We start from the raw sequence: 16,066 nt of genomic DNA, 5'->3' as shown, positions 1-16,066 counted from the left end.
CTATCTCGAGATTCTAGGTTATCTTGCTATTCATTGATGATTTCAAAGACAAGCATATTATCTCCTCTTTTTACCTCCAACATTTTAGCTTTTTGTGTACGTTTCTTTGAAACTAGCCATTTTCTCTCTGCCTCTAATAAAGCCTCTTCGCTTTTTATGGCTTGCCTATCAATTTCTTTACGCTTAGCTTGTATTTCTGTTTCTTTAAATCTTGCGTTAAGTTCTTGTTTAAGAAATAGTATATCTGTAGCGCGATTTTTAGCTTTATAACCTTTTGTTGTAATCACAAAACGATGATTTATCTCAATACCATCAATTTGTATATTGTCAATCCAATTAGATTGATTTTCAATAATCCCAACACAAAACAAACATTCATCATCATTTTGCTCTGTTTTGCAAATAAATATTAAATCTCCTAAAGCAATTTCTAACTGATTTTCCTCTCTTTGTTTGTTGAGAGTTTGCCGCATATAAGCATTGCGTCCATTTGTCCTTTCTTGTATATGATTGAAAAAATTTCAGGATTTTTTTCAATATTATGTTTATCGCAATATGTGTGCATAGCTTTTTCAAGGCAATGTATTTCAAATGTATTTTTTGATATAAGTTTATTATAGATTTTATGAAGTTCCACACCTAAATCCTCTAAGCTTATACGGATTTTGTGGCTCTTCTATTGTCATTTGTTGAATAAGCGCGAAAAGATCCTTTTCTTTGTCTTCTAAGTCAAATTGTTCTGTAACTGCTTCAAAAATCCTCTTTAGGTCTCTAGGATAGGTATAAAGGTTTTCAAACTTTATATTCTTCTCTGGTAAGCTATCTAAAAATATCTTCAGTATACACAGCCCAAACGCATAAATATCACTTTTTGCATCCACATTGCTAACATCTTTAATCTGATCTGGTGCATAAAATCGTTCATCAATGTTTTGGTTAGAATTAGTTTTTAGGGATTCATAAAAATAGCTTTTTCCAAAATCAAGCAAAAAAGCTTGATTGTTTTCATTGATAAGAATATTGCTAGGATTGATATTGCCGTGATAAAAATCTTTATGGTGAATATGTTTTATGGCTTTAAAAATCTGCAAATAACATTCAAGCAACTTTTGGTATTGAAATTTCTCGTCATATTCTTCAAAAATGCTATTATCAATCTTGCGAACTTCTTGGAGTATCTCTCTAATAAGATAGAAAGATGTTTCATCTTCATCAAGTTTTAAGTGTGAGATATTAGAGCGATGTATATCGTTAAGATTTTGTGCTATGTGTGAAAGTGTGCTTTGGGTTAATTCGTTGATATTATCTTTGATATGGTGGTAATTTGAAAATCTTTCCCTGCAGATTTCGTCTTAAAAATCCTATTATGTGAAGTATTGCATTCTTCTACAATTTCCATAATAGTGTATTTGCCTAAAATCTTTTCATTATATGTGTGTTGCATTGAATGTTTCCCCAATTTTCTTTTTGTGGAATTGTAGCTTAACAATACAAAATGCAAAATTATAGCGTAGAATCTTAAGCTTTACTTGCAAAATTCTACGCTACTTAAAATTAGCCTATCGCCTTAAGCCCAATGACTGAAGCGATGATGAGTGTGATAAAAAAGAGCTTTTTAAGATTCTTGCTTTCTTTAAAAAATAAGATTCCAACTAGCACACCACCCCCCGCACCTATGCCTGTCCATATCGCATAAGCTGTTGCCATAGCAATCTCTTGCATTGCTAAAGAAAGCAGTGCGAAACTTAGCATAAATTGCACCAAGATCCCAAGTAAAAAGATATTGCGCCCACTTAGAGAGTATTTTTTCATCGTAATCACACCGACAATCTCCATACACCCCGCAAGAAGTAAATACACCCAACTCATCTTTGCTCCTCCTCAAGTATTGTATCAAGCCCCAAATCATGTGAGAAGTTTGAGACAAGCTTTTCCTCTTGTGCCTCTTCTTTCTCGCTGCTAGAGAGCTTTAAGCCCACCACGCCAACAAGCAAGGTAGTGATAAAAAGAATCTTAAGCGGCGAGAAAGGCTCACCAAAAATAAGAATCTCTGCGAGTGTAATCCCCGCTGTGCCAATGCCTACAAATACGCTATATGCAATTCCAATCTCTAGCACCTTAACCGCTAGAATCATAGAGATAAAGGAGATAAAAATCCCAATGCCTGTGAGGGTAAAAGCAAACAAATTATCGCTATACTTTAGCCCACTCGCCCAAAAGCACTCTACAATGCCACCAAAAATCACCAATCCCCACGCTAAATTTGGGGTAAGCTTTATGTTTTTCATTGAATTTCCTTTATGTTTATTTGTGTATTTAGGGCTTTGCCTAAATGTTATTTTAGAATCTTGGATAAAAGCAATGTAAGCTAATGCGAGGTTTTAGAGAAATAATATGCAAGAATGGAGTATGAATAATAGCCTTGGTCCCAGAACATTAATCTTTCTCTTTTTTAGAATTTCAAAAGATTATAGCATAAAAGTATTTATAGGTAAAATTGCAACAGGAGATTCTAAAAACTCCCCGATAAGCAGTTGCGTTGAGAGCAAAGCATATCTGCCCGCCGCTATCATCACAAAGGGCAAGAGTTTGGAAAGCAAGACAATTTCTATAAACTGCACCAAAATCGCACCCACCGCCCCAAAGAATGTAGCAATAAGCATTAATGTGCGACTTTCTCTCATATCCACCAAGCCTTGATGATAATAATGCGCCGCACTGACAAACGAACCGACACAGGCTTGAAGCTTGTTTGTAGCTAGGGCTTTGGAGAGGATTTATACCGCTTACAAGCAATAAGGGCATTGTTATCATTCCTGCACCACCCTAGAGTGTGCCCACAACCTCACCTACCACAGAGGCAAGAAACAAGATGAAATAAAGATATACTGCTATACCCTCAAAGGTATGGGTTGTGAAAAATCAAGCATAATACCAAGCCTCACACAAGCTTATTTGCCACAAGCTCGGCTTGTTCTATGACTCTATCCACCGCGAGTTTTTGCATATCTGGCGGATAGCCATATTCTTTAAGTACCCTTTTAACCGCTACTCTTAGCTTCGCTCTCACAGATTCTTTGTGCTGCCAATCTAAGCTGACATTTTGCCTTAGAGTTTGAAAAATCGCTATGGCAAGTGCCTTTAGCTCACTCTTACTCATCACTTCTTTTGCGCTTTGGTTTTGAGCAATCGCCTCATAAAAGGCAAATTCATAATCTTTTAGTCCCATTTCCTTTCTCTGCGTATCACTCGCAATGAGTTCCTTGCTTAGGGCGATGAGCTCCTCTATGGCTTCAACCACGCTAATAAGGTTATTTTGATATTTTTGCATTGTCTTTTGCAGTCGCTCTATCAAGCTTTTTGCAGAGAGTGCAGAACTAAGGCGCGCACTTAATTCATCGTTTAAAAGCTTTTGTAAAGTCTGCAAGGCAAGGTTTTTGTGCTTATGGGAGGCAAGCTCGCTTAAAAACTCCTCTGAAAGGATAGAGAGATTGGGCTTTACAATCCCTGTGCTATCCAAAATATTCACCACTCCCTCGCTCACAATCGCATCATTAATGATTTGTTTAATCGCACTTTGCGGCACAAGAGATTTTCCCTCCTCCTCTCTTTCGTATTTTTTCAAAGTTCTTTTGATGAGGTCAAAAAACGCTACATCTTTTGCGATTTTCTCCGCTTCCTCGCAAGGTAGAGCCATTACATAGGATTTTAAAAGCCTTGTTGCATTATCCAAAAACCGCTTTTTGCCATTTTCTTGGGCTAGGATACATTCTAAAACTTGGGCGATAAGCTGAAGCTTCTCTCGCGCTTGTAGCGTAAAATATTCCAAATAATTAATCCCTTGCAGCATTTGGGCGGTAATTTCATAGTTTTCTTGCATTTTTTCTATGATTTTTGTCTTTTCTTGTATAAACGCGCCCTTGCCTCCGCTTTGGGTATAAAATTCTAGTGCGTTTTTTAGCTCATTGGCAATGCCTAGATAATCCACGACTAGCCCCGCAGGTTTGTCCTTATACACGCGATTTACCCTTGCGATAGCTTGCATAAGGTTATGTCCGCTTAGGAATTTATCCATATAAAGCGTATGCAACGGTGGCACATCAAAGCCGGTAAGCCACATATCGCACACGATAACCATTTGCAGCTCATCATCAATGCTTTTAAGCCTTTTAGCGATTTCGCTTCGTTGCGCCTTGCTCGTGTGGTGTTGGCTTATCTTTGCTCCATCATCACTCTTTGCAGTGATTATCACTTTGATTTTACCCTTTGTGGAATCCTCATTATGCCACGAGGGGTTTAAATGCACGATTTGCTCATATAACGACACTGCGATTTCTCGGCTCATACAAACAATCATCGCCTTGCCTTGCAAAATCTCTTGCCGCTGCGTAAAATGCTCCAAAATATCCTTTGCAATAGTCTGCAACCTCTCCTTTGCCCCGACAATCTCGCATAACCTAGTGGCTTTGGCGTTGATTTTCTCTTGCTCCTCGCTTCTACTTAGTTTAGAATCTAGCGCATTTAAAAGCTCTTGCCCCTCTGTGCTTAAAGCGATTTTGGCTAATCGGCTTTCATAGAAAATCGGCAAAGTTGCCTTATCCTCTACCGCTCTTGCAATATCATAAATATCAATATATTCTCCAAAAACGCGCCTTGTGTCCGCATCTGCCTTTTCTATCGGTGTGCCACTAAAACCTAGATAAGTTGCATTTGGCAGCGCGTCTCGCAAATATTTTGCATAGCCATAGCGGAGTTGCGCCTCCTCATCAAGTCGCGCTTCAAAGCCATATTGGCTTCTGTGGGCTTCATCGCACAGCACGAGGATATTTTCCCTCTTGCTTAGGCATTCAAAGCTTTCTTTCTCGCTTCTAAACTTTTGAATCGTGCTAAAGACAATGCCCCCACTTGCTCTTTTAAGCTTCATTTTTAAGTCCTGTGTGCTCGTTGCGAGGATTGGCTCTGTGCGTAAAAGCTCCTTTGCCTTAGCAAAAGTGCTAAAAAGCTGCTCGTCAAGGTCGTTTCTATCGGTGATGATTAAAAGCGTGGGATTAGCAAAGCTCATAATCGCCTTTGCGCTAAAAAATACCATCGTGAGACTCTTGCCGCTGCCTTGCGTATGCCAGACTACCCCGCCTCTTTTGTCTCCATTCATTGCGCTTCTAGCGGATTCTATCGCCTTTTGCACTGCGTAATATTGATGATATGCGGCGATTTTTTTAATAATTTTTGTCGTGGATAAGCCTGTTTTGTCGTTAAAAGTCTCTTTTTCAAAGAGGACAAAAAAGCGCGTAAATTCTAAAAGATTGTGAGGTTTTAACACATCGGGCATTAGGGGTATTTGCGATTCCTCATTTTTCCATACCATAAAGCGCGTAAAATCCGCACTCAAACTCCCCACCTTGCTATTTAGTCCATCACTTAGCGCACACAGCACATTAGGGATAAATAAAAAGGGAATCTGCGCCTTGTAGGTTTGCAGTTGGTTATAGGCATTTTGCAAGGTAGCGTTTTCATCTAGGGGATTTTTAAGCTCACATACACTCAAGGGTAAGCCATTGACAAACAGCACAATATCGGGACGTTTGGGCATTTTAGATTCAAAATGGAGTTGGTTACAAGCCAAAAAGTGATTGTTTTGCGGGTTTTCAAAATCTAGCACTTGCAAGAGAATGCCCCGCATTTCGCCATCAAGTAGCACTTCAAGCGGGATACCTTGTGTAAGATAAGCGTGGCATTTGGCATTAGATTCTAAAAGTTCCTCATTTTCGAGGGCTTTAAGCTTTGCCAATGCCTCGTTTATAAGCTGCTCTTGGGTTTCTTGGCTTAAGATTAGATTGCACTGCTTAGAATCCGCAAAGTTAATCCTCCACGCCGCCTCCCTAAACTTGCCTTCAAGTATCCACTCCTTGCTGACGCGCTCTAACTCTTTGCCGCTTTTGTAAGTGTATCCTGCGTTTTCTAAATGCTCAAGGAGTAGGGATTCTATGGTTCTTTCGTTGAGGGAATCAGTTTGCATATTGTGTCCTTTCGTTGCGCTTGGTGATTTGGAGGTGCGACTTTAGTCGCACCTCCGATATAGTCGATGATTATAATAAATCATATTTTCCATAAAACCTCTCTTCATTTTTTAATCCAACTTTTAAAGCATTATGAACAATATAACGATAAGTTCGTTCAAAATGTTTTTGGTTGCGTATGGCTTTATCATAATATCCTTTCTCCCAGAATCTCCCCTTAAATCCCAATTGCTTATTGATAGCTTTTGCACTAATACCTTTAAGTTTTTTGATAATTAGGGCGAGGGATTCTTTTTGTTTAAAGAGAATATGCAAATGATTAGGCATAATGCAAAAACAAGCAAGCTCATATAAAACAGAATCAAACGAGAGCAAAAACACATAAAGATATTGAAGAATCTCTCCATTTAATAATTTCCTTTAAGTGATAAATCCGCATATTCATCTTTTTTAAATTGTTCCTTTGAAATATCCTTATCAGTGATAGAAAGAAATGTTTCATCAATAGAATCCTGTGTGCGTATGGTAACAAACTGCCAATACCCCACTTAGTCAATATGTGGGAGGTTAGTGTGTTTTTGAATCATCAATTCCATTGCCTACCTTTTTGGAGGTGCGACTTTAGTCGCACTTATGGTTTGCCTCATTAATCATTTTCAATATTTTTGCTTGATTATATTGATTATTTTTTATTTTGTCTTGCAAAGGATTTTCAATAGTTCCATTTTCATTTTATTACTCCCATTTTGTTTGAGTGCGACTAAAGTCGCACCTCCAAAAGTGTGAGAAATAGAAAATGCAAAATTCCCAATATCGGAGGTGCGAATTGATTCGCACAAAGCCTATGTTTTGTCCCAAAAGCTTTTACAAAAATGTATCCCGCGTTTTCTAAATGCTCGAGGAGCAGGGATTCTATGGTGCTTTCGTTGAAGGGTTGCATTGGGTTATCCTAATAATTTAATCATTTTCATAAGATTTAAAGGCTTCTATAAACATTTCGTCAAGCTTAATTAAAACTGCAAGATAAAACAAAAAACCTTCAAATCTAATATTTTTATTGTTTTCATTTTTGGCGCAAAAGCTTATGATACTTTTATCAGGGTAAAATGATTTGAAATGCGCAATAAAATTTCTTTGCTCTCGTAAATCTGTAATTAAACTATTTAAATCTTTTTTAGGAATTTCATTTTCAAGAACAAAAAAATTATATTCTAACTCTTCAAATAAAGAGGACGAAGATTTTATTATTTCTTTGATGTTGTCTAAAATATTATTTTCATTCTCTAATTTAAGAGCATTGCTTTTATTTAGTTTTTTGTATAGCATACTTAATTCATTGTATCCTATGCTTTCCATGCGATAATCTTTAAAAATTTTATATCTCTCTAAATGCTCCCTATATCCAATCTCCCATACAATACAACTGATTTTTTGCTCCATAAAACCTACTGATTGTAAAAATAGCATAGAAAGAAAAAAGTAAGTTTGTGGGGTTGAGATATTATCGCCAAAATACTCTATATTTGATTGTAGATGTTCTCGCAATGTTTGATTAATTAATTCTACGTTATTCATTGCCATATTCCTCTGGATAAACAACTTGAAATGCTATCAATAATCTTTGTGCAATTCTCTTGGCTGTATTAGGTTCTTTACGATAATTTTCCAAAGTATCTTCTTTACTATTTTTTAGATTTTCCAAATATTCACTCATATTTTTTCTGGCAGATTCCAGTAATTCACTAATTTTATCTTTGCTGATTTCTTTCTTACTAAAATAAACATACAGAATAAAAGAAAATAAATATACATCTTGATAAGAAATATTTCTTTCTTTATAATTTTTTTTATTTTCTCTAAAAAAATCTAAAAAATAACTTTCTGAATCTTGAAATCTATCCTGATTATTTTTTATACATTCAATATCTTTTTTATCCCAAATATTATTATATTCTCCTTTCCCATAGCATAGAAGAAAATCAACAACGTATCTACGAAACTCTTCAGTATCACGACTATACTTGTTTGTTATTTCTTTCATATTTTCCATTATTTTTCCAGCCCTTTTCTTTGAATTACAAACTATTGCAAAATAACCCAACATATCACTATCATTTCCAAAAACTCTTAATTTTTTAAGCTCTTCTTCAAAATTTTTGACCCTATCCGTGTAAATATCTTGTTTTATATTCTTATAAAGCCAAAATATAGTTCCTCTTAGCTCTTTTTTACTCAATTGTTGCCCTAATGTATTCATTCTTCTAAAAGTTTCAGCAAAAAAATCTCTTTGGTCTTTATATTCTTTTAAGTTTGGCATAATCAAACAATAGGGCAAAAATATATTCTCTATATCTTTAAATTTTAATTCTTGTTTTTCTAAATACTTAGTACTCTTTTCAAATATTTCTTTTTGAAACTCATCAGGATCTCCCAGTAAGGTTTTCACGCTGCCTAATTGCAAATCTTGTAGAATCTTAAATGTAAAATTAGGAGAGAACTCTTTCTCATATTCTTGTTCCTCATCTTCTTTTTGTATATTTTTCTTATTTTTATCTTTAGGCCACACCCCTAAATAAAGACATATTATACTTGTTAATCTTTGCTGCCCATCAAGTAAATAAATTTTGTCATTATATTTTGCAAGTGTTACAGGAGGGATATAATAACCTTTCTCTAGCGATTCCTTTAAATTTTCTCCATTTTTAGAATTCCATGTAAAATCCCTTTGATACTCTGGCAACTCAATCTCTTTTTCAAAAATTTTTCTAATCCAAGTTTTTAAGCTATATGCACCCATATAGATAATATGTTTGTATGCCATTTCACACCTCTATTTTTTCATTTAAGATTTTTGATAACAGCATATCCCGCATTGATTGTAGATTTAAAATCTCTCTCATATTATGGGATATTTTATTGAAATAGACTTGTATTTGAGTTTCAAAAACTTCTATTAATTCTTTGGGGTAATGTGGCATTTCTAATTCCATTATATGACTTGGATAAATATGCGGTTGGGCACTCCCTTCTTGCTTGTCGTAGAGGATATTTTGATTTATTTTTAGAAATAGATAGAAAAAATACACATAAGGTGTAATAGTTTGGTCAATATAAGACGAATCTGACGACCAAACAGGGCGATAATGAATATTAACAAAACCAGCATTTGCCCCAGAAGCACTAATTGTAATCACGGGAGATTCTGTATTGCTTTGATTATGATAATATGCAGGTTCAAGCCCTCCCGCAATTACAGGATAAATCCCTTTGATTGCATTCTTTTGTGTAATATTTTTACCCTTTTTAGGCATTACATAATCCCCTAACTTGCCGATTTGCCATTTTTCATTTGTAGATTCTGCTTTGTCGCCTTTGCAAGTGTGGGCATTGTCATATTTGCTAGTGAGGGTGAAATCCTTGCGGATTGCACGAGGCGAAGCCGAAATATCTCTTAATGTGGAATCTTTTTTATGAGGGAGGGGAGGGGCTTGAATGTGCAAGTTTAGGCTAGTTTCTTGCGAAACGAGCGCGAAGTCGCTCCCTCCCCCTCTCAAACTCTCCCCCACCCCGACAACGCTTTTTGAGTTATTCTGAAGTTTTGCAAAAACTGAAGAATCTCTATTTAATTTTTGAGATTCTTCCTCTTGAGATTCTTCCCTTTCGTTGCACTCAAGGTCAGAATGACAAGCAGGGGATTTAAAATGACAAGGGACATTGGGGTTTTTAGGATTCTCTATAAAAGTATGGCGGAAGAGAGTGAGGGCTAAGGATTCCAGAGTTTTGTTTTGGCGATGAAGCAAATCTATCTTATCGTCCAAACTACTTAGAATCTCCGCGATTTTATGCTGTATCTCAAGGGGTGGGAGTAAAAATTCATAATCCCTTATCACCTCTATTTGCACTCTTTCTCTACCTGAACTTCCTGTCATTGATTTGATAGCAGTTTCTCTAAAATTTTCACTTCTTGCCAAATAATATAAAAAGTGTTTGTCGCTTATATTTTCCCTTTGTCTTAAAACAATAAATTCGGTAGAACCAAAAGCAATTTCGTTGTTTTCTAAAAAATCAACAAAAGCAGTTTTGCCATTTTCTAAACAAGGCGTAATTCTTGCTAATAGCGTATCTCCGTTTTTGAATTTGCTTCCACCTTTAAAAGATTCCATACTAAAAGAATAAATTTTCTTATTAAATGGTTCTAAATTATCCATAGAAACTTTTTTGGCAAGTGTATTTTTCTTAATAGATTCTGGTGGATTTATCTCCGCTACTTCCCCCAACTTCACCCTTTGCCAAGTGGTTTTATTTATCATCACTTGCCCTTAAACATCTTGTATATTTTGCTTCTGTGATTTATATCTACTACCACGATGATAAGTTCATTTTCTTGTATCTTACAAAGCAGTCTATAATCCCCCACACGATAACGCCAATAATTTTTCAAATTCCCACTTAGAGCCTTGCCAAAGTCTCTAGGATTCTCTAAATTTTCAATTTTCTTAAGGTATTTTAGAATCTGTATTTGTGCGGATTTTGCGAGGGCTAGAAACTCTTTCTCTGCTTTGGCTTCAAATTTCACTTGTATTAAGTTTTGCCTTTTTTGCCAAATCCTCAATGCCAATAAAAGAAGTGCCGCTAAGTAGTCGCTTCTCTGCTTCTTGCGCACTTTTATAATCCTCTAAATCCTCTAAATAATTTGCCAATGCCTTTGTGATAATCGCTTCTATTGGCTGTTTTGTATTTTCTTGTGCGAGATGAAGTAAGTTTTGTGCTTCTTTGGATAAGGTGATATTCATTATTTTTCCTTTGCTTCCTTATATTTATTTTCTAGGCATTATAGCAGATTGTAATGAATCTTTTACATAAATCATCACGGCTTGTGTGTCAATATTAAATCCCCCAACTTTAGCCTTTGCCAAGTGGTTTTATTCATTGTTTGCCTTTGTGTGTTTTATGTATTCTTGAGGTATTAATACTACAATTTTCGCTCATTCACGGTGGTGCTTTACCGCTTTGTATATATATATCTTTCATTTCTCTACCAACGCAAGATTAGCCAAAATCCTTTGATTTAATGCCTCTTCCTCTTGCATTTGAGATTGTAACTCCTCTTTTAAGCGCGTAAATTCTGCCTCAAAGTCAAAATCTTGCTCGTTTTCTTCTAGCCCTACGAATCTGCCCGGCGTGAGCGTGTAGCCAAGTGCGGCGACTTCTTGCAGGGAAGCAGATTTGCAAAAGCCCTTGATGTCGCTATAAGGCGGGAGAGATTCTAAACTTTTAGAATCTTGCTTGGATTTTATAGATTGAGATTCTTCGGCTAAAGCCTCAGCATGACAAAGGGGAGAGTCAGTATGGGAAACTGGATTTTTAGAATCTCCATCTTGTGGATTCTGCGCTTTTCTCCACGCGTGGTAGGTTTGGCTTATCTTTTGTATATCCTCATGAGTTAAGATACGATTTTTACGATTAATCAACTCGCCACAATTTCTTGCGTCTATGAAAAGGATTTCTTTATTTGTTTTAGAGCGGCGGATAAACCAAAGACTTGCGGGGATTTGTGTGTTTAAGAAAAGCTTAGCGGGGAGATTGACAATGCAATCAATGAGGTTGGATTCTATCAAGTTTTTGCGTATCTCGCCCTCTGTCGCGGTATTGCTTGTGAGGCTACCTTTGGCAAGGACAAATCCCGCCACGCCTTTGGGGGCTAGATGATAGAGGAAATGCTGAATCCACGCATAGTTTGCGTTTGTAGCAGGGGGAATGCCAAACTTCCAACGTCCGTCTTGCTTTAAGAGTTCGCCACTATAATCGGAGTCATTAAAGGGCGGGTTGGCGATGACAAAATCTGCTTTTAAGTCCTTGTGTGCGTCATTTAAAAAGCTACCCTCACTATTCCATTTGACTTGGCTAGAGTCAATTTGCCGAATGGCAAGGTTCATCTTTGCAAGTCGCCAAGTCGTTTGGTTGCTCTCTTGTCCATAAATAGAAATATCATCAATGCTGCCTTGATGGCTCTGCACGAAAAGTTCGCTTTGCACAAACATTCCGCCACTGCCACAACAAGGGTCAAATACGCGCCCCTTGTAAGGCTCTAGCATTGTGATTAAAAGCTCTACAACGCTTTTTGGGGTGTAAAACTGCCCACCTTTTTTGCCCTCACTTAGCGCAAATTCACCTAAGAAATATTCAAAAATATGCCCTAAAATATCGCTACTTTGGGCTGTCTTACCTCCTCCTTCCCCGCTTAAAGAGAGATTAGAGAGCAAGTCAATCAGTCCGCCTAAGCAAATGGAATCTAAATTTTCTTTGGCATAGACTTTGGGTAAAACACCCTTTAGGCTTGGATTTTCCTGTTCTATGGTTTGCATTGCAGCATCTAAAAGGCTACCGATATTGCTTTGTTTGGCGTTTTCCATAATATAACCCCACCGCGCCTTTGGGGGCACAAAAAACGCATTGTGTGCGAGATATTCGTCTTTGTCCTCTGTGTCTCCGCCATCATTTTGCACTCTTTCAAAAATAGCTTGGAAGCTATCGGAGATATATTTTAAGAAAACTAAGCCCAAAACGATATGCTTATACTCGGCGGCGTCAATGTTTTTGCGGAGTTTGTCAGCGGATTTAAAAAGTGTTTGCGCTAAGGTTTGTGTCATAAAAGTCTCTTTTGAAGTTGGGATTGTTTAATGTATTTTCGCATAATTTCACTTATAGATAGGATATACTCTCCAACAGAAAATCTCAATGCTCTCCTTAAGGATTAATCGTTTTTGCTTTTATAATAGCAACCGCAACTTTGGCAGATTGTATTTTGCATTAAGAATCCTTTGTCATATACTCTGCGAGGAAGTTAAAAAACTCTTTAGAGACTTCAAAATGCCCAAAACGTAGTTTGCTTGCGTATGCTTTCCATTCTGGGTGTGTCTTTGCCACACTTAAAGGGCATTCTCGCTTAATTTCGCTCCATAGCACATCACGCCTAAAGGGAAAGAAGCCCTTAAACATCTCCACTTGATACACATTTTCATCAGCGATTTCACCAAGTGCCGTAAATGCTTGATAAGGTTCTTTAGATTCCATAGTAAGCTTTGGGCTATAATAGATGATTTTATCCCCTTGCTTCATTCTTTTAAGCGGCGCGGCTTTGCCGTGGCAGAGTTGGCAAAATCCCCCTGTTTGCCCTATTTGAATATGATTTTTTGATGCTATGCCGATGAAGTAGCGCATTGGGTGTCCTTTAGGATTTAGAATTTAATTTACTCTAAAAAATCTTTAAAAAAATCTCTTGCCCATTGCGTAAAATTCTCATTCTCCTGCTTTATGTTCTCTTTATTGAAAGATAAAAAATCCTCTCTATTTGCAAATTCTACATTATAAGGAATCTGAGAATTTCTATAATTTTCTTGCTTTTTGGCTAATCCGTAATCTTTATTTGCGCTATTTAAATTGGATTCCAAAACAAGTAAATTACCAAAGGTATTTTTTAAAACATCAAATTCTTCTCTGTCTTTAAAGCCATATTGTTGCAGTGAGCCATTTTCTATTGCATTTTGTGGAACAATATGTTCAATACTCATAGAATACACTTTTCCTCCCAATAGTTTTTCAAAGGTTTTAATATCCATATTTTTTGAATGGTAAGTTAAAAACATATAGTGAAAATATTTTTTCCAATCAAAATTATTTATAGCTACTTCATCTATAAAACTATTAATATTCTTATATCCACCTTTACTGCATTTTTTACACATATCAATTATGTTGGTTTTCAGTGTATCTTTATTGTCTACAAATTGGTAGAGCTTGTAAGCACTAGAATCATTTGCAGAACCTAAACCATAAAAGCATATTTCAGCTTGTGCATAAAGTCTTAGGCATTCATCATCTAGGATATTATTCATTTTTAGTCTTACTAGAGAGGAATAAAAATAGGGATTGATTCTTAAAATATACAATAGCTTAAAAGATTCTATATTGTTTTCTGTCATTTTAGCAATTTCCAAAAATGCTTTAAAAAATTCAAGTAAATCTTTTGAATAATGATTAAGCCAATCGTGCAAATCTTGCAATTTTTGTTTTCTATTCATTTCATTTGGCAGATTTTGCAAATCTTTCACTTTGTTTTTGAGTAAATCTTTTAGCTTCTTGTAGGATTCATCTGCGCCATAGCTATAATGTCCTATTTCTTTTTGTCCCAATGCGTGATAATTAAAGATTCTAGCCTCTATCTCTTTACTAAAATCTCTATCGGCTAAAGATGCAGACAAAGGGTGCTTTCTTATTTCTGTGATGATTACAAAAATCTCTCCAAAACGCTCATTAATTGTTTCATCAAGTTTGCCTTCGCAATATTTATTAGAATACAAAATAAGCAAAGATTTCAGTTTGTCTAAAATTAAGAGCGGCATACCTCTATCATTCACGGTTTGAAACATTCTAATTGCCCTGCCAGAATCTTTTTCCTCTAGCCACATAAGCACCATTTTTTCAAGCACATTGAGAAGTGTCTCTGCCCTTTGATTGTCTAGGTTGCTTACATAACTCCAAATGCTCTTAAAAACTTCATAGAGTTTTCTTTGCCCATCGGTTTTAATTTCTTGCTCCAACGCACTATTCAATACACCTTTTTCTGCTTGTTGCAAAATTTTTGAAAAAAACTCTCTATTTTGCTCAATTACTCTTAGTCTAGGATTTCGATTTTTGTCTAAAAAATTGTTAAGTCCCCAATTAGTGTCCTGTGTTTTATAGTGTAGCGCATAGCGTAACATAAAAAGTGTAGTGGCTCTCTGCTGTCCATCAATAATGTCATACACATTTGAATCTTGCGGATTTTTGGCTACTACAATTGTGCCTAGAAAATGTCCCATTTCATCATTTTTGGCTTGTTCTGCTTCTAGCAAGTCTTCCCACAAATCCTCTACATTTTTTGTTTCCCACGCATAGTCTCTCTGATAATTTGGAATCTCAAAAATTCCATTATTAAAAATTTGTGCAACCTCTTTTTGCATTCCCTCTCCTTATTTTCTATAATTATTTCCAAACTCATATTCTATCAAAAAAAAACAAAACAAAATTGCAAGGCAATGAAGAGAATGTTGAATGAAGAATAGGCACAAAATCTTTTTACATAAAATCTGTGCCACTATACCATTTAGAATCTACACTTTAATGAGGTTTATCTTTGGCACATTTTAATCTCTCCACTAGAAAGTAGCTTGATAAGAGCATTTGCATAAGTGCTATAAGACACTCTACTTTCACTTTTTGTATTAACTTTAAATTCCCTCACCTATTATTTCATAATTTTGCGTCTTTTCACCCTCATAAAAAAGTGCTGCAGGGCTGATATAGAGCGATTTGAGATTGCTTTTGCACACAAACTCAATCTTTCTTTTATGCAAACTTTTAAGGATTAATTGTTTTTGCTTCTACCAAAGGAGGTAAGATAAGCATAAGTTTACTCATATCTATACTAAATATTTTATCCATACTACAAGGAGTAATACTAATGCCTATTCTTGAAGGCAATCGTGGGTTAAAAAACGCTGCAATACATTCTGTTTTATCCAAAACAAAAGAGCGAATTTGCACTGCAGCACTCGTTATGGGAATAATTGTAAATAGAGTTTCAAACTTTTTACTTTTTAAATATTCCTCACAATCTTTCAGTGCAAAAAATCTGCTTTCATCAATCCCTAAGCACAACTTGGAAACCTCTGTATTGACAAATTGTGAAGCCCCTAAATTAAAGCTATCAAAAGGATCGCTTTTGCGAGTTTGCTCATCAAGGAGAACTTGTTTGAGATTCCAATTTGGTTTTCTATTATCTAGCGCATATCTAGCGTAAGCAAATCTCTTGTTAAAAGATTTCTTATAGAAAATGGAGCGGTAAAATCCGGCAAATCCTCTGGCTCTACCCCATATACAAAGTTTGAAATTAATATAAGCAATAAAGTAATTTTTTCATTTTTCCCCCTAAAATCGTCCAAAATGCACAAGTGAATAGTCAGATGAAAGGTGTGCGCGTATATTTGCTACTATAAGCAACGCGGTAA

Annotated in this window: 19 protein-coding genes; all 19 read right to left on the bottom strand. The window is 36.0% G+C overall.

The window, feature by feature from the left end:
* Nucleotides 1–26 precede the first annotated feature (26 nt).
* On the bottom strand, nt 27–473 hold the full coding sequence (locus tag CDV25_RS04470) for a hypothetical protein (RefSeq protein ID WP_108910946.1): 447 nt from the start codon (nt 471–473) through the stop codon (nt 27–29).
* A gap of 150 nt (nt 474–623) precedes the next feature.
* The gene (locus tag CDV25_RS04465; RefSeq protein ID WP_239056439.1) at nt 624–1,247 is read right to left on the bottom strand and encodes a protein kinase domain-containing protein; all 624 of its coding nucleotides are present in this window, start codon (nt 1,245–1,247) and stop codon (nt 624–626) included.
* Between the two features lie 41 nt (nt 1,248–1,288).
* Entirely contained in the window at nt 1,289–1,444 is a 156-nt protein-coding gene (locus CDV25_RS10150) for a hypothetical protein (RefSeq protein ID WP_162550438.1), read from the bottom strand.
* A 110-nt stretch (nt 1,445–1,554) separates the two neighbouring features.
* Complete coding sequence (locus CDV25_RS04460; RefSeq protein WP_108910944.1) at nt 1,555–1,869, bottom strand: DMT family transporter; 315 nt, start codon at nt 1,867–1,869, stop codon at nt 1,555–1,557.
* Complete coding sequence (locus CDV25_RS04455; RefSeq protein ID WP_108910943.1) at nt 1,866–2,288, bottom strand: DMT family transporter; 423 nt, start codon at nt 2,286–2,288, stop codon at nt 1,866–1,868. The genes CDV25_RS04460 and CDV25_RS04455 overlap by 4 nt, the downstream gene beginning before the upstream one ends.
* A 180-nt stretch (nt 2,289–2,468) precedes the next feature.
* A complete protein-coding gene (locus CDV25_RS04450) occupies nt 2,469–2,777 on the bottom strand; it encodes a TSUP family transporter (protein WP_239056438.1) in 309 nt (102 codons plus the stop codon).
* Between the two features lie 164 nt (nt 2,778–2,941).
* Nucleotides 2,942–6,016 (bottom strand): type I restriction endonuclease subunit R, encoded by a 3,075-nt coding sequence (locus tag CDV25_RS04445; protein WP_108910942.1) that lies wholly within the window; start codon nt 6,014–6,016, stop codon nt 2,942–2,944.
* Nucleotides 6,017–6,086: 70 nt separating this feature from the next.
* Entirely contained in the window at nt 6,087–6,398 is a 312-nt protein-coding gene (locus CDV25_RS04440; RefSeq protein WP_108910941.1) for a transposase, read from the bottom strand.
* Nucleotides 6,399–6,424: 26 nt separating this feature from the next.
* Nucleotides 6,425–6,565 carry a hypothetical protein gene (locus CDV25_RS10145; RefSeq protein WP_162550436.1) on the bottom strand — a complete coding sequence of 47 codons (141 nt, stop codon included), beginning with the start codon at nt 6,563–6,565 and terminating at the stop codon, nt 6,425–6,427.
* A 212-nt stretch (nt 6,566–6,777) separates the two neighbouring features.
* Nucleotides 6,778–6,957 (bottom strand): hypothetical protein, encoded by a 180-nt coding sequence (locus CDV25_RS04435; RefSeq protein WP_108910940.1) that lies wholly within the window; start codon nt 6,955–6,957, stop codon nt 6,778–6,780.
* A gap of 17 nt (nt 6,958–6,974) precedes the next feature.
* Complete coding sequence (locus CDV25_RS04430; protein WP_108910939.1) at nt 6,975–7,592, bottom strand: hypothetical protein; 618 nt, start codon at nt 7,590–7,592, stop codon at nt 6,975–6,977.
* On the bottom strand, nt 7,585–8,838 hold the full coding sequence (locus CDV25_RS04425) for a DUF262 domain-containing protein (protein WP_108910938.1): 1,254 nt from the start codon (nt 8,836–8,838) through the stop codon (nt 7,585–7,587). Before CDV25_RS04425 ends, CDV25_RS04430 begins: the two co-directional genes overlap by 8 nt.
* A gap of 1 nt (nt 8,839) precedes the next feature.
* Nucleotides 8,840–10,327 carry a restriction endonuclease subunit S gene (locus CDV25_RS10305; protein WP_204161863.1) on the bottom strand — a complete coding sequence of 496 codons (1,488 nt, stop codon included), beginning with the start codon at nt 10,325–10,327 and terminating at the stop codon, nt 8,840–8,842.
* Nucleotides 10,327–10,593 carry a type II toxin-antitoxin system RelE family toxin gene (locus CDV25_RS04410; protein WP_239056422.1) on the bottom strand — a complete coding sequence of 89 codons (267 nt, stop codon included), beginning with the start codon at nt 10,591–10,593 and terminating at the stop codon, nt 10,327–10,329. Before CDV25_RS04410 ends, CDV25_RS10305 begins: the two co-directional genes overlap by 1 nt.
* Nucleotides 10,583–10,810: a hypothetical protein gene (locus tag CDV25_RS04405; protein ID WP_108910937.1), complete on the bottom strand. Its 228-nt coding sequence runs from the start codon at nt 10,808–10,810 to the stop codon at nt 10,583–10,585. Before CDV25_RS04405 ends, CDV25_RS04410 begins: the two co-directional genes overlap by 11 nt.
* Before the next feature lie 234 nt (nt 10,811–11,044).
* Nucleotides 11,045–12,667 carry a type I restriction-modification system subunit M gene (locus CDV25_RS04400; protein ID WP_108910936.1) on the bottom strand — a complete coding sequence of 541 codons (1,623 nt, stop codon included), beginning with the start codon at nt 12,665–12,667 and terminating at the stop codon, nt 11,045–11,047.
* A gap of 160 nt (nt 12,668–12,827) precedes the next feature.
* A complete protein-coding gene (locus CDV25_RS04395; RefSeq protein ID WP_108910935.1) occupies nt 12,828–13,238 on the bottom strand; it encodes an EVE domain-containing protein in 411 nt (136 codons plus the stop codon).
* A 29-nt stretch (nt 13,239–13,267) separates the two neighbouring features.
* Nucleotides 13,268–15,019, bottom strand: coding sequence for a DUF262 domain-containing protein (locus CDV25_RS04390; RefSeq protein ID WP_108910934.1), 1,752 nt, complete (start codon nt 15,017–15,019; stop codon nt 13,268–13,270).
* A gap of 397 nt (nt 15,020–15,416) precedes the next feature.
* Entirely contained in the window at nt 15,417–15,893 is a 477-nt protein-coding gene (locus CDV25_RS04385) for an RICIN domain-containing protein (protein WP_239056437.1), read from the bottom strand.
* Between the last annotated feature and the right edge of the window lie 173 nt (nt 15,894–16,066).

This window comes from Helicobacter apodemus (assembly GCF_003097575.1).
GTDB lineage: Bacteria > Campylobacterota > Campylobacteria > Campylobacterales > Helicobacteraceae > Helicobacter_D > Helicobacter_D apodemus.
This window is presented reverse-complemented; position numbering and strand designations above follow the sequence as displayed.

Excerpts from the sequence above, each read along its gene's own strand:
- CDV25_RS04405 (WP_108910937.1), bottom strand. The coding sequence starts at position 10,810 with ATGAATATCACCTTATCCAAAGAAGCACAAAACTTACTTCATCTCGCA.
- CDV25_RS04435 (WP_108910940.1), bottom strand. The coding sequence starts at position 6,957 with ATGCAACCCTTCAACGAAAGCACCATAGAATCCCTGCTCCTCGAGCAT.
- CDV25_RS04395 (WP_108910935.1), bottom strand. The coding sequence starts at position 13,238 with ATGCGCTACTTCATCGGCATAGCATCAAAAAATCATATTCAAATAGGG.
- CDV25_RS04460 (WP_108910944.1), bottom strand. The coding sequence starts at position 1,869 with ATGAGTTGGGTGTATTTACTTCTTGCGGGGTGTATGGAGATTGTCGGT.
- CDV25_RS10150 (WP_162550438.1), bottom strand. The coding sequence starts at position 1,444 with ATGCAACACACATATAATGAAAAGATTTTAGGCAAATACACTATTATG.
- CDV25_RS04455 (WP_108910943.1), bottom strand. The coding sequence starts at position 2,288 with ATGAAAAACATAAAGCTTACCCCAAATTTAGCGTGGGGATTGGTGATT.
- CDV25_RS10305 (WP_204161863.1), bottom strand. The coding sequence starts at position 10,327 with ATGATAAATAAAACCACTTGGCAAAGGGTGAAGTTGGGGGAAGTAGCG.
- CDV25_RS04470 (WP_108910946.1), bottom strand. The coding sequence starts at position 473 with ATGCGGCAAACTCTCAACAAACAAAGAGAGGAAAATCAGTTAGAAATT.
- CDV25_RS04400 (WP_108910936.1), bottom strand. The coding sequence starts at position 12,667 with ATGACACAAACCTTAGCGCAAACACTTTTTAAATCCGCTGACAAACTC.
- CDV25_RS04390 (WP_108910934.1), bottom strand. The coding sequence starts at position 15,019 with ATGCAAAAAGAGGTTGCACAAATTTTTAATAATGGAATTTTTGAGATT.
- CDV25_RS04430 (WP_108910939.1), bottom strand. The coding sequence starts at position 7,592 with ATGAATAACGTAGAATTAATTAATCAAACATTGCGAGAACATCTACAA.
- CDV25_RS04425 (WP_108910938.1), bottom strand. The coding sequence starts at position 8,838 with ATGGCATACAAACATATTATCTATATGGGTGCATATAGCTTAAAAACT.
- CDV25_RS04445 (WP_108910942.1), bottom strand. The coding sequence starts at position 6,016 with ATGCAAACTGATTCCCTCAACGAAAGAACCATAGAATCCCTACTCCTT.